Source organism: Streptomyces sp. NPDC058665, assembly GCF_042714995.1.
Classification (GTDB): Bacteria; Actinomycetota; Actinomycetes; order Streptomycetales; family Streptomycetaceae; genus Streptomyces.
The window spans coordinates 132,936-146,019 of record NZ_JBHXRX010000015.1 but is presented as its reverse complement, the minus strand read 5'-3'; the positions used below and the strand labels follow the sequence as shown (position 1 = coordinate 146,019).

Below are 13,084 nucleotides of genomic sequence, written 5' to 3'. Positions count from 1 at the left end.
CCAAGTACGTCCAGTACGAGGATGATCCTCCGCCTTGCGATCGCACGCACCAGACGCCGTGGGCCCCGCCCGGTGGGCGGACGACGCTACTTCTAAAACACGCCCTAGCCGCGCGGCTCCGCCGCCACCAGTTCCGCGATCTGCACCGCGTTCAGCGCCGCGCCCTTGCGCAGGTTGTCGTTCGAGACGAACAGCGCCAGGCCGTTGTCCACCGTCTCGTCCTGGCGGACGCGGCCTACATAGGATGCGTCCTTGCCGGCGGCCTGGAGCGGCGTCGGGATCTCGGAGAGCTCGACGCCGGGGGCGTCCTTCAGCAGCTCGTACGCCCGCTCCACGCTGATCGGACGCTCGAAGCGGGCATTGACCTGGAGGGAGTGCCCGGAGAAGACCGGCACCCGCACACAGGTCCCGGAGACCTTCAGCTCAGGGATCTCCAGGATCTTGCGGGACTCGTTGCGGAGCTTCTGCTCCTCGTCCGTCTCGAAGGACCCGTCGTCCACGATCGAGCCCGCGAGCGGCAGCACGTTGAAGGCGATCGGGCGCTTGTAGACGCCCGGCTCGGGGAATTCCACGGCGTCACCGTCGAACGTCAGCCGGTCGGCGTTCTCCACGACCTTGAGGGCCTGGTCGTGGAGCTCGGCGACGCCCGCGAGGCCGGAGCCGGACACGGCCTGGTACGTCGTGGCGACGAGCGCGACGAGACCCGCCTCGGCGTGCAGGGGGCGCAGCACGGGCATGGCGGCCATCGTGGTGCAGTTCGGGTTGGCGATGATGCCCTTGGGGCGGTCGGCGACCGCGTGCGGGTTGACCTCCGAGACCACCAGCGGGACCTCGGGGTGGCTCCGCCAGGCGGACGAGTTGTCGATCACGACCGGGCCCTGGGAGGCCACCTTCTCGGCGAGCGCCCTGGACGTGGCGCCGCCGGCGGAGAAGAGCACGATGTCCAGGCCGGTGTAGTCGGCCGTCGACGCGTCCTCGACGGTGACCGGCTCGCCCCGCCACTCGATGGTGGATCCCGCGGAGCGGGCGGAGGCGAACAGCCGCAGCTCGTCGGCCGGGAACTTCCGCTCGGCCAGGATGGTGCGCATGACTGTGCCGACCTGACCGGTGGCTCCGACGATTCCGACCTTCACAGGGACTCCTCCGTACGTACACGCGGCCCGGGTGCCGCGTCCATGATGCGTCTGTCCGAGCCCGCCTTGTCCAATCCATTCCGCTGGTCGGGACTGTGCGGCGTCGGTCACACCGGTGTCGGGGGCACACGCGTAAGGGGCGGGCGCCCGCCCGGACGCCCGCCCCCTTCGTACCCAGCCCTTACGCGGCGGCCGGTCCTGCCGTTACGGCAGGACCTTCTCGATCACGACACTGCCGGTGCCCGCGGCCGTACCGCGCGCGTTCAGCAGCTGGACCTCGCCGAAGAACTGCCGTCCCTCCGGAGCCGCGCCCGCCACCGTCACCTCGGCGGAGACGTCCGCCGACGCGCCGTTGGCGAGCTTCACCGGAGCGTCGCCGACCGTGACCTCACCGAGCGACGCCGAGTAGAAGACGTCGCGGTAGTCGTACTCGGTGGTCCCGGCCGGGACCGAGTAGCCGGCCACCACGAAGGTGTACTCACCGGCCGCCGGCTCGATCAGGCTCACGGCCTCCTCGGAGTCACCGTCGGCGGCCTGTCCGACCAGCACACCGTCCCTGAAGACCGCGAGGTCCAGGTCGGCCGCGGTGTCCGAGGTGCCGCCGATGGCCACGTCGAGCCGCTCGACGCCCGCACCGATGGTGACGGTCGTCTCCTTCTCCTCGCCCTGGCCGATCGAAGGCCGGTCGACCTTCGCCGAGCCGAGCGAGCCGCCCGCGAGCTTGCCGTCGATGGCGGCCGACCCGTTGGTGACGGTCCACTCGACCGGGGCCGGCGTACCGATCTTGGCCTCGGGGAGCGTGGTGACCGCCGGGTCGAACGAGGCGCCCAGCACGGTGACGTCGAGCTTGTACGGGTTGTTCAGCAGCGGCGACGTACGACGCGACTCGACCTCGATCTCCCAGACGCCCGGCGTCGGGTCCGTGTACGAACGCAGGTCCGGACGGCAGGTGTTGGCCGGGTTGTTGTAGTTCGGGTAGCAGAAGATCGTCGAGCTGTCCTCCATCTGCACACCCTGCGGGTGGAGGCTGATGAAACGGGTCTGGCTGCCGTCCGCGAGTCCGCCGAGCGCGACCTCAAGGGTCTTGGCGCCCTCGGGGACGGTGACGAAGTACGACTCCGTGGCGTTGCGCTCGACCGAGCCCAGCGACGAGTACGTGAACGAGGGCTTCGCCAGCTTCTTGGAGACGACCACCGTGGTCAGGATCTGCTTGTCCACGCCCGTGCTGGAACGGTCGTCCAGTTCGAGGATGGCGCTGTGCGCGCCGGCCTGGTCGGGCTTGGCCTGCACGGTGACGGTGACCGGCTTGTTCTTCGGCAGCTTGACCTTCTTGCCGCTCAGCAGCTTGAAGGTGCCGTCGTTGTACTTCCAGTTGAGCTGGTGCTCCACCAGGCGGTTGGGACCGGTGGTGCGGGTGATGGTGACGTCGTACGTCCGGCTCTTGCCGGCCTGGAGGCCGCCTTCACGGTCGTACACACCGGTGCCGAAGCCCGGGGTCTTCAGCGCGAAGTCGATCGAGGTGTCGACGGGGGCCTTGACGCTGTACTCGTTGGCCTTCGCGCCGTCCTTGATCGCGTTCCACGCGCCGACGACGTCGATGAGACCCGCGCCCTGCTCGTGCGCCTTCTTGCCGGCGATCTTGGTGGCGGTGGAGGTGAGCGCTGTCCGCAGCTTCGCGGGGGTCAGCTCGATCCCCTTCTGCTTGGCCGCCGAGAGCAGCAGCGCGCTCGCGCCGGTCGCCTGCGGGGAGGCCATCGAGGTGCCCTGGAGCATCGAGTAGCCGGGCGGCAGCTGGTAGCCGGCCTCGGCGACGGGGCCGCCGGGGAACCAGGTCTGCGTGGTGTTGATGGCGGCGCCGGGGGCCGAGATGATCGGCGCGAAGCCACCGTCCTCACGCGGACCGCGGGCGGAGAACGGCATCATGTCGTAGTCGGTCGTGGTGACCGAGCCGTAGTTCGCCGCCCATGTCTCCTTGGAGATCGAGGCGCCGACCGAGATGACCTTGTCCGCGACGGCGGGGTCGCTGATGGTGTTGGTGCCAGGACCGTCGTTGCCCGCGGAGATCACGAGCTGGACGCCGTAGGTGTCGATGAGCCGGTTGTAGAGCTCGGCCCGCGCGTTGTTGCCGTCGTTGAGACCGGGCAGTCCGCCGATGGACATGTTGACGATGTCCACGCCGCGCTCGATGACGAGGTCGGCCATGCCCTCGGTGAGGGCGATGTTGGTGCAGCCGCCGCTCCATGTGCAGGCGCGCGACGAGACCAGCTGGGCGCCGGGCGCCGCGCCGTTCATCTTGCCGCCGAACAGGCTGTTGGCCGCGGTGATACCGGCCACATGGGTGCCGTGGGAGCCCTCGATGACGCCGATGTTGACGTAGTCGGCCCTGGCGCCCGCGGAGTTGTAGACGACGTCCTCGCGGACCTCGACCACGAACGGGATGCGCTCGACGATCTCGGTCTTCGGGTCGTCCTCGCCGAAGTAGCCGATCTGGAAGCCGTTCTTGTACGGCTTCATGATCTTGTCGTTGCCGAACTTGGCGTCGTTGTTGAGGTCGATACGTACGGTGCGGGTGCCCGCGTCGTACAGCATCGCCCATACGTCGGTCGTGTCGCCGTCCCGGTTCAGGTCCCCGGCCATGTCGCCGCCGCGCGTGGCGGACTCGGCGAACAGGTTGAACTTGTAGTTCCCGGCGGGGGCCGAGTACGTGCGGTTGTTGACCGTGAACGACGGGCCCTTGACGTCGAGTTGCATCTGACGCCAGGTGCCGTCACCGTCGGACACCGGGTCCGTCGCCGTGACCCAGTCGACGATCTTGCGCTCGCCGGTGCTGGTCTTCTGCAGCGCCGGGTGGCCCAGGTCGACGCCGGAGTCCAGGATGCCGATGGTGACCCCGCGGCCGTCGGCCTTCGGGTTCTGCTTGACGAAGTCCACCGCACCGGTCTCGAAGGACGGGTTGTACGGGTTCTTCGCCGGGGTGTTCGCGCCGGGCGCGGTCGCGGCCCTGGCGCCCTCGGCCTTCGCGGCGCCCTTCACCGTGTCGGCGGCGGGCGTCGGGTCGTCCAGCTCGATCTCGTGCTTGAGGTCGATGCCATGGACGGAGGAGAGCTTGCCCGCCGCCTTGAGCGCGGCCTCGGCCTTGCCGGTGGGCAGGGTGGCCCGTACGTAACCGAGCTGGTCGTACGTCTTGCCGACCACCGCGCCGGACACGGCGTCGAACTGGTCGGAGACCTGCTCGGTCTGGCCCGGCGCCGTGGCCACCATGACGGTGACGTTCTTCTCGCCCTCGGCGACGGCCTTGTCGAGCAGCTCGACATCGGCCGAACCGAGCTTCTCGGATGCGGACTTGGCAGGTTTCACAGGTGCGGCGGCGGCCGGGTCGTCGGCGGCCGGAGCGGCGAAGACAGGCAGCGCGCCACTGGCTATCAGCGCGGCCGCGAGAGACGCGGCTGCGGCGACCCGGGCCACGCGTCTCGGACCGGATATGGAGCTCTCGGATTCGGAGGTCATCAGCATCCCTGGTTGTGAAAGAGACAGTCCGGAATTCGGTACCGGATGACCGCTCAGCTTTGCGTAAATGACCAGGGTTTGTGGAGAGCTGTCAGTACTGGGAACCGGCGGTGGCGTACATCCGCCAGCGCACGGGCTCCGCCATCGAGGACCAACCACCCGATATCCGGGCCTCGTTCCTCACCTGGGCAGCACCACCACGCGCGCCGCGGGCTCACGGTCGGCCGAGGCGAGCAGGGCCGTACGGACCACCGTCGCCTGCAACTCCGGCGAATCGCGGAGCTTCCGGGGCGTGAGATGGACGACGGTGATGCCGAGCCGCTCCAGGTGTTCGCGCTTGCGCGCGCACCGCGACCACGCGACCTCGTCCTCCGGGGTCCTGCCGTGGCGCGGCGCGCGCGTGTCCAGTTCCAGGGCGACGGCGTGGTCGGGCCAGTACGCGTCGAGACCCCCGAGAGGCGGGCCGCCCGGCAGCCGCAGGTCGACGTTCCAGACCGGCTCGGGGAGCCCGTGCGTGCGCACCATCTCGTAGAGCCGGCCCTCGGCGAGCGCCCGGCCCGCGGCGAGCAGCGAGTCCACCGCGTCCACGACGTGCGGCCGGGACAGCAGCCGGGCCTGGCTCAACTCCCTGACGACGGCGGCCGGTTCACAGTGCCCGTACCGCACGGCCTCGGTGAGCAGCCGGCGTACGGCCGCCGGGTCGGTGAGCCCGGCGACCGCGTCGGCCAGGGCGCGGACGACGGGCGCCACGGGGAGGCCGGTGACCTGCCCGGCGGCGGGCAGCGCGTGCGCGCGGACGATCCGGACGTACCCCGTGGAGCGCAGCCGACGGGTACGCGGGACGAGTACGTCGATGTGGTCCAGCGCGGTCAGCGCGGGGGCCGAGGCGAAGCCGTGCAGGGTGAGGGCGGCGAGGCCGGTGATCATGGCGCTGCCACGGGAGGGGCGGGCGGCCGCCGTACGGCCTGCGGGCTGAGCCGGTACGTCCCCGCGCGCCGCACCGGGGGCCGGGCGGCGCTCCGCGTACAACAGGGCCCCGCGCAGGCGCTCTTCGCTCGTCGGTGGGCCCTGGCGGAGCAGGAACACCCCTGGCAGCAACTGCTGCCAGGGGCCGCCGGGCCCGCAGCGCGCGGCGGCGTGTGCCGCGCCGACGCCGTGCTCGCGCAACTGCGCGGCGGACAGGACGCGCCGCTGAGCGCCGGCGAGGTGGCTGAGGGGGCGGGGGAAGAGCGGGGAGGGGGTCTCGCCGCCGCAGGAGGTGGAGGAGTTGTTCATGTCCGGGGCTTCCCCGCGAACTGCCCACCCGCTAACCGCTGTTACGAGCCCGTCGACAAACCCGGACAAGCTCGCCCTAAAGTACGGACGTTCGAATGCCGATCAGACGGGGCGCTTCCAGAGCGCGCCCCGCCCCGGAGAGGCTCCCCGCTCAGTCCGACGAAGCCCGCCCCGACGCCGCGTCGCACGCCTGGGCCGCCAGCGCCCGCGCCAGGTCGTCCCGCGCCTCAAGTACCAGGCGGCGCAGGGCCGGTGGCGCGTCCTCGTGGGCGGACAGCCAGGCGTCCGTCTGGCGCACCGTCGCCTGACTGTCCTGAAGGCTCGGGTACAGACCCCGCACCACATCCATGCCGATCTGGATCGAGCGCTCGGCCCACACCCGTTCGATCACCTCGAAGTACTTCGCCGCGTACGGCGCGGTCAGCCGCCGCTGCCCCGGCTGCGCGAAGCCTGCGATCGTCGCCTCGACGAGCGCGTTCGACAAGGCGTCGGAGTCCACGACATCCGCCCACGCGGTCGCCTTGACCTCCGCTGACGGCCGCGCGGCCAGACAGCGGACCTGGTGGCGCCTGCCGGAAGCGGTGTCGTCGCGGGCCAGTTCGGCGGCGATCACCGACTCGTCGGCCAGACCATGCGCCGCCAGCGGGCGCAGCAGGCTCCAGCGCAGCTCCTGGTCGACGTCGAGGCCGTCGATCTTCGCGGTGTTCCCCAACAGGCTCTGGAGCAGCTGGAAATCGGCGTCCGACGCGGCTGCCGACGCGAAGAACCGCGCCCACGTCAGCTGGTGCTGACTGCCCGGCTCGGCCTGCCGGAGCTCGCGCAGCGCGCCCTCCGCCAGCGCCCCCGCGCCCTCCTCGCGCCACTCCGGCGCCGCGTAGTGGATCAGCGCGCCCTGCGCCCAGGCGTGCAGCATCTGGAGCACACCGATGTCCGACTCGCGCCCGGCGAACCGCAGCACCAGACCGATGAAGTCCCGTGCCGGCATCAGCCCGTCACGTGTCAGATTCCACAGCGCCGACCAGCACAGCGCCCGCGCCAGCGGGTCGGAGAGCTCGTCGAGATGCTCGCGCAGCGTCTCCAGCGAGCCCTCGTCGAAGCGGATCTTGCAGTACGTGAGGTCGTCGTCGTTGACGAGGATCAGATCGGGCCGCTCGGCCCCGGCCAGCTCCGCGACGACCGTACGCGGCCCTTCGACGTCCACCTCGGCGCGCGCGTATCTGACCAGCTCCGCGTCCACGCTCTCGCGCCGGTACAGCCCCACGGCCACCCGGTGCGGGCGCAGTTCGGGGTGCGAGGCGGCGGCCTCCTGGAGCACGGCCAGCTCGGTCACACGGCCGGCGGAGTCGTAAGTGACAGCCGGGGTGAGGGAGTTGACACCCGCCGTCTCCAGCCAGGAGTGCGACCACGACGTCATGTCCCGCCCCGACGTCTCCTCCAGCACGGACAGCAGGTCGCCGAGGCGGGTGTTGCCGTACGCGTGCCGCTTGAAGTAGCGCCGGGCACCTTCCAGGAACGCCTCGCGTCCGACGTACGCGACGAGTTGCTTCAGCACCGACGCGCCCTTGGCGTAGGTGATGCCGTCGAAGTTGAGCTTGGCGTCCTCCAGATCGCGGATGTCGGCCGTGATCGGATGCGTGGACGGCAGCTGGTCGGCCCGGTACGCCCACGACTTGCGGTTGTTGGCGAAGGTGACCCACGCGTTGGTGAAGCGCGTCGCCTCCGCCAGCGACAGTGCGCCCATGAAGTCGGCGAACGACTCCTTGAGCCACAGGTCGTCCCACCAGCGCATGGTCACGAGATCGCCGAACCACATGTGCGCCATCTCGTGCAGGATGACGTTCGCGCGGCGCTCGTACGACGCGCGCGTGACCTTGCCCCGGAAGACGTAGTCCTCGCGGAAGGTCACACAGCCCGGATTCTCCATCGCGCCGATGTTGTACTCCGGCACGAACGCCTGGTCGTACTTCCCGAAGGGATACGGGTAGTCGAAGTTGTCGTGGAAGAAGTCCAGACCCTGCTTGGTCACCAGGAAGATGTCGTCGGCGTCGAAGTGCCGGGCGAGACCCTTGCGGCAGAGCGCGCCGAGCGGGATCTCCAGCGTGGAGCCGTCGGGGAGCGCGCGCCGGTACACATCGGTGACGTGGTGGTACGGCCCCGCCACGACGGCCGTGATGTACGTCGAGATCGGCTTGGTCTCGGCGAACGTCCACACACCGCCGGCGGACCCGGTCGCCTCGCCGTTGCTCCAGACCGTCCAGCCCTCGGGCGCGGTCACCTCGAAGCTGAACGGCGCCTTCAGGTCGGGCTGTTCGAAGGTGGTGAAGACCCGGCGCGCGTCGGCGGGTTCGTACTGCGTGTACAGATAGACCTCGCCGTCCTCCGGGTCGACGAAGCGGTGCATGCCCTCACCCGTACGGCTGTACGCGCACTGCGCGTCCACGACCAGCACGTTCTCGGCGGCCAGCCCGAACAGCGCGATCCGCGAGCCGTCGAAGACGACGGACGGGTCCAGGGCACGCCCGTTCAGCGTCACCGATGTCACGCTCGGCGCCACCAGATCGGCGAACATGGCGATGTTCGGCCGCGCGGAGCGGAAGTGGATCGTCGTCACCGACCGGAAGGTGCGTGCCGCGCCCGCCCCGTCGCCACCCGCCCCGTCCTCCGGCGTGGCGCCCGGGACTCCGTCCGGCGCCTCACCGACCGCCGAGCGCAGGTCGAGGGCGACCTCGTACCGGTCGACGGACAGCAGCTCGGCCCGCTCGTGGGCCTCGTCGCGGGACAGATTCTCACCGGGCACGGGCACTCCTTCGTGTGCGTGTTTATGTCTGCAACGGCTCGAATTCTCCCACGGGGCCCCTGGCGAACCCGCTGCGGGAATGCCTGCGGCGGCCGGTGGTGTTCCCGGTACGTTGCCCATCGCCGGACCGCACGTTTTCTTCCGAGGAGAGACTCGCCCATGAGCGAAACCAATACCAAGACGCCGGTCGACTTCTGGTTCGACCCGATCTGTCCCTGGGCCTGGATGACCTCCCGCTGGATGCTGGAGGTGGAGAAGGTCAGGAACGTCGAGGTCAGCTGGCATGTGATGAGCCTGGCCGTACTGAACGAGGACAAGCTCGACGAGCTTCCGGAGCAGTACCGGGAGGGCCTGAAGGCCGCCTGGGGCCCGGTCCGCGTCGTGGTCGCCGCCCAGCAGCTGCACGGCGACGAGGTGGTCGGCAAGCTCTACACCGCGCTCGGTACCCGCTTCCACAACGCCGGTGAGGGTAACAACCGCGAGTCAGTCGCCGCGGCGCTCGCCGACGCCGGTCTGCCGGCCGACCTCATCGAATACATGGACAAGGACACCTACGACACCGAGCTGCGCGCCTCCCACAAGGAGGGCATCGACAAGGTCGGCCAGGAGGTCGGCACCCCCGTGATCGCGGTGCCTGGATCGGACGGCGAGCAGATCGCCTTCTTCGGCCCGGTCGTCACCCCCGCGCCCAAGGGCGACGAGGCCGCGAAGCTGTGGGACGGGACCTTGATGGTCGCCTCGATCCCCGGCTTCTACGAGATCAAGCGCACCCGCACGCAGGGCCCGGTCTTCGACTGAGCCGTCGTTTGGCCGGGGCGGCGACGCGCGGTCGGTGACAGGGAGAAGGACCCCCGCGAGTCATGTCCTCGCGGGGGTCCTTCGTCATTCCGTCCGCACGTGAAGGGTGAGAAGACGATCACGAGCAGGACGTCTTTCGGGGGCGGCCGGTCCCGTCAGGGGGCAAGCAGCAGGATGTCGTCCCGCTCCTTCGCCGCCGCGTAACGCCGCGCCACGTCCTGCCAGTTCACGACGCGCCACATCGCCTCGATGAAGTCCACCTTCTGGTTCTTGTACTGGAGGTAGAAGGCGTGCTCCCAGGCGTCGAAGACCAGGACCGGCACGGACCCCTGCCCGATGTTGCCCTGGTGGTCGTAGACCTGCTCCACGATCAGCCGGCCGCTGACCGGCTCGTACGCCAGGACGCCCCAGCCGGAGCCCTGTGTGGTCGCAGCGGCCTTCGTGAGCTGGGCCTTGAAGCCGGCGAAGGAGCCGAACGACTCGTTGATCGCGTCGGCGAGGTCGCCGACACCGTCGGCCGCCAGCGGCTCGCCGCCGCCGTTGTCGCCGGTCATGTTGTGCCAGTAGATCGAGTGGAGGATATGGCCGGAGAGGTGGAAGGCGAGGCTCTTCTGGAGGCCGTTGATCGCGCCCCAGGACTCCTTGCCGCGTGCCTCGTCCAGCTGCTCCAGGGTGTCGTTCGCCCCCTTCACGTACGCGGCGTGGTGCTTGTCGTGGTGCAGCTCGATGATCTGCGGATTGATGACCGGTTCGAGCGCCGCGTAGTCGTAGGGGAGTTCGGGGAGTGTGTAGATGGCCATGGGCGAGCCCTCCTGCTGCTTATTGCACATCCTATGCAAATGCACGCTAACAGCAAGAGGGCTCGATACTGATCAGGCTCCGGTCCTAGGTCCCCGCGTCCTCCGACGCCTCGCGCGCCATCGCCGCGATGTCCGGGTAGTCGGTCACCACCGCGTCCACACCACGCCCGAAGTGCAGCGCGTACTCGGCGAAGGCGTCGCCGAACTCGTTGGGATTCGTGCCGCGCCGGAACCGCGCGGGCAGGTACTGGTTCTCCGCACGGAAGGTGTACGCGCCCACCTTCAGCCCCGCCCGGTGCGCATCCGCCAACAGGGTGAACGGCTCCAGGACGGACGACTTGTCCGGGCCGATCCAGTCCGCGTACCGCGCGATCTTCCGCAGCCCCTCCGGCGTCATCATGTCCTTGTACGTCGTGGGGTCACCCGCCGCGACATGGTCGTACGGCGCGCCCGTCGTCCCCAGCGCCTGCCAGAGCGGCAGCCGCAGCCGCTCGTCGGCGAACGCGGCGAGACTGCTGGGCTCGAACGACTGGACCACGCATTCGTCGGCGTCCAGCCGGTAGCGCCGCACGATCCGCGCCAGCTCCGGCTCCAGGGGCAGCCCGATGGAGCGGAAGTACGTGGGGTGCTTGGTCTCCGGGAAGACGGCGATCCGGCGGCGGTGGCGCCGGGACAGCTCGCGGGCCAGCTTCACGACCTCCTCGAAGGTCATCACCGGCTCGCGGCCGTCGAAGACGCTGTTGCGGTTACGGATCAGCGGCAGCCGCTCGACCGCCCGCAGGGTCTTCAGCTCCGCCAGCGTGAAGTCCTCGGTGAACCAGCCGGTCACCGGCTTCCCGTCGACCGTCTTCGTCGTACGCCGGTCCGCGAACTCGGGATGCTTCGCGATGTCCGTCGTCTGCGAGATCTCGTTCTCGTGCCGCACGACCAGGACATGGTCCTTCGTGGGTACGAGATCGGGCTCGATCCAGTCGGCGCCCGTCTGCACCGCGTAGGTGTACGCCGCCGCGGTGTGCTCGGGCCGCCACCCGGCGGCGCCCCGGTGCCCGATGACCACGGGCCGCCGGTCCCGCTCCCTGGCACCGGTCGCGGCGGCGGGCAGCGCGGTGACGGCGGTGGCGGCGGTCGCGGCGCCGGCCGCGAGCAGTATCGAGCGGCGTCTGGGCTGTGCGGACATACGGGTCTCCCTCGTAAGGCTCGTGAGCTCGTGAATCGGCGGACGGTCGGTGAAATCCAGGGGACGGCGGCAGCACGATAGGCAGGCACCCGGACCGAGTTGGCGCGGTACGCGGCGGATTCACCGGCTGTACGGCGGGCGGCCGTCCCGGGTTCACCAGGGGTGCCGGGACGCGGTCAGGTACGCCGCCGCGCCGCCGCCAGCCGCGCCAGGTGGTCCTCGTACCCCTTCGCGTAGTACGCCGCCCGCGCCGGGTCCGGCTCGATCACCGCCGTCGGGGCCGTCCACCGGGCGACGTCCAGCGCCACCCCGTGCCGCGCGGCCGACGCGATCACCGCGCCGCGCGCGCCCACCTCGCCCTCCACGATCCGCAGCGGCCTGCCCAGCACATCGGCGAACAGCCGCGTCCACGCGGGGCTGCGCGTACCGCCGCCGCACACCGCCAGCGTGCCCGTCAGACCCGCTGCCTCCAGACAGTGGCGGGCGGCGTAGGCGATGCCCTCGCACGTGGCCCGGATCAGATCGGCCGGCGTCGACTCCAGTGAGACGCCCGTGAGTTCGGCGCGCAGCGCCGGGTCCACGAACGGCGCGCGTTCACCCGACGGCGCGAAGTAGGGCAGCACCCGTACACCGCCCGCGCCCGGCTCCACCGCGTCGAGCAGCGCGTCCACCTCCGCGTGGTTCGTGCCGGTCGTCGTCAGTACCCAGTCCAGCGCCGCCGTTCCCACCATGGCGGGCATCGCGCGCAGCCAGTGCCCCGGCCGGTCCGTCGAGATGTGCAGCCCCCCAGGCTCACCGTCCAGGTCGAGCGTGTCCGTCGCGACGAGCGAGGCCAGACACGTGCCGATGATGAGCAGCCCGTCGCCCGGCTCCGTGACCCCCGCGCCCAGCGCGCTGGCCGGGAGGTCGTAGGGCCCGTTGGCGATCCGTACACCCGAAGGCAGTTCGCCGATCGCGATCGGATCGCTGACCGGCGCGAGCAGCGGCGCCCGGTGTGTGAGCCCCAACTCACCGAGCACCTCGGGGGAGTACGTGCGCGTCCTCGGGTCCAGGAACGGCATCGACGCGTCAGAGACATCCGTCGCCCGCACCCCGGTGAGCCGCTGGAAGACCATGTCCTTGCAGTACAGCGCCGTCTCCGCGGCCTGAAGCGCCGCCGGCTCATGACGGTCGAGCCAGGCGAGCACGGGCCCCGGACAGCCGGGGAACATCGCGCTGCCGCTGCGCCTGAACACCGAATCGAAGACCCCCGACGCCAGCCACGCGTCCACGAATTCATGGGCCCTGCCGTCCATCCAGGAGATGGCGGGCCGCACCGGACGCCCCTGCGCGTCGACCAGCCAGACCCCGTCGCCCTGTCCGGTGAGCCCGGCGAGCTCGACCGGGCCGGGCAGCGCGGCGGTGAGCGTACCGAGGGCGTCGACGACCGCGCCGTACAACTCGTCCATGTCCTGCTCGACATGGCCGCCGCGGATGTCCAGACGCACCGGACGGGACTCGACGGCGAGGGCGTCGCCCCCGTCGTCGAAGGCCGCGGCCTTCACCGTGGATGTGCCGACATCGATACCGACGAACATCACGCTCTCCTTGAGGATCG

Annotated in this window: 8 protein-coding genes; 1 reads left to right on the top strand and 7 read right to left on the bottom strand. The window is 70.3% G+C overall.

Annotated elements, in window-relative coordinates; translation table 11 throughout:
• Positions 1–104: 104 nt before the first annotated feature.
• The 4 genes from ACFWV8_RS12655 to pepN form a co-directional block, all read right to left on the bottom strand.
• Positions 105–1,133 carry an aspartate-semialdehyde dehydrogenase gene (locus ACFWV8_RS12655; protein WP_329387619.1) on the bottom strand — a complete coding sequence of 343 codons (1,029 nt, stop codon included), beginning with the start codon at positions 1,131–1,133 and terminating at the stop codon, positions 105–107.
• A gap of 204 nt (positions 1,134–1,337) precedes the next feature.
• Positions 1,338–4,646, bottom strand: a complete 3,309-nt coding sequence (locus ACFWV8_RS12650; protein WP_384200320.1) for a S8 family serine peptidase — start codon at positions 4,644–4,646, stop codon at positions 1,338–1,340.
• A gap of 174 nt (positions 4,647–4,820) precedes the next feature.
• The gene (locus tag ACFWV8_RS12645; protein ID WP_384200318.1) at positions 4,821–5,915 is read right to left on the bottom strand and encodes a hypothetical protein; all 1,095 of its coding nucleotides are present in this window, start codon (positions 5,913–5,915) and stop codon (positions 4,821–4,823) included.
• Between the two features lie 151 nt (positions 5,916–6,066).
• Positions 6,067–8,712, bottom strand: a complete 2,646-nt coding sequence (gene pepN, locus ACFWV8_RS12640; protein WP_384200316.1) for an aminopeptidase N — start codon at positions 8,710–8,712, stop codon at positions 6,067–6,069.
• A 159-nt stretch (positions 8,713–8,871) separates the two neighbouring features.
• Between pepN and ACFWV8_RS12635 the strand changes: the two genes are divergently transcribed.
• Positions 8,872–9,510, top strand: coding sequence for a DsbA family protein (locus ACFWV8_RS12635; protein WP_384200314.1), 639 nt, complete (start codon positions 8,872–8,874; stop codon positions 9,508–9,510).
• 155 nt (positions 9,511–9,665) lie between these two features.
• On the opposite strand, the gene ACFWV8_RS12630 is transcribed toward ACFWV8_RS12635, so the two are convergent.
• The 3 genes from ACFWV8_RS12630 to ACFWV8_RS12620 all read right to left on the bottom strand — a co-directional run bounded on the left by ACFWV8_RS12630 (position 9,666) and on the right by ACFWV8_RS12620 (position 13,064).
• Entirely contained in the window at positions 9,666–10,310 is a 645-nt protein-coding gene (locus ACFWV8_RS12630; RefSeq protein ID WP_384200313.1) for a superoxide dismutase, read from the bottom strand.
• A gap of 85 nt (positions 10,311–10,395) precedes the next feature.
• Positions 10,396–11,487: a glycerophosphodiester phosphodiesterase family protein gene (locus tag ACFWV8_RS12625; RefSeq protein ID WP_384200311.1), complete on the bottom strand. Its 1,092-nt coding sequence runs from the start codon at positions 11,485–11,487 to the stop codon at positions 10,396–10,398.
• Positions 11,488–11,663: 176 nt separating this feature from the next.
• Positions 11,664–13,064: an FGGY family carbohydrate kinase gene (locus ACFWV8_RS12620; RefSeq protein ID WP_384200309.1), complete on the bottom strand. Its 1,401-nt coding sequence runs from the start codon at positions 13,062–13,064 to the stop codon at positions 11,664–11,666.
• Between the last annotated feature and the right edge of the window lie 20 nt (positions 13,065–13,084).

Coding starts and splice junctions, on each gene's coding strand:
- ACFWV8_RS12645 (WP_384200318.1), bottom strand. CDS start 5,915: ATGAACAACTCCTCCACCTCCTGCGGCGGCGAGACCCCCTCCCCGCTC.
- ACFWV8_RS12650 (WP_384200320.1), bottom strand. CDS start 4,646: ATGCTGATGACCTCCGAATCCGAGAGCTCCATATCCGGTCCGAGACGC.
- ACFWV8_RS12625 (WP_384200311.1), bottom strand. CDS start 11,487: ATGTCCGCACAGCCCAGACGCCGCTCGATACTGCTCGCGGCCGGCGCC.
- ACFWV8_RS12630 (WP_384200313.1), bottom strand. CDS start 10,310: ATGGCCATCTACACACTCCCCGAACTCCCCTACGACTACGCGGCGCTC.
- ACFWV8_RS12620 (WP_384200309.1), bottom strand. CDS start 13,064: ATGTTCGTCGGTATCGATGTCGGCACATCCACGGTGAAGGCCGCGGCC.
- ACFWV8_RS12635 (WP_384200314.1), top strand. CDS start 8,872: ATGAGCGAAACCAATACCAAGACGCCGGTCGACTTCTGGTTCGACCCG.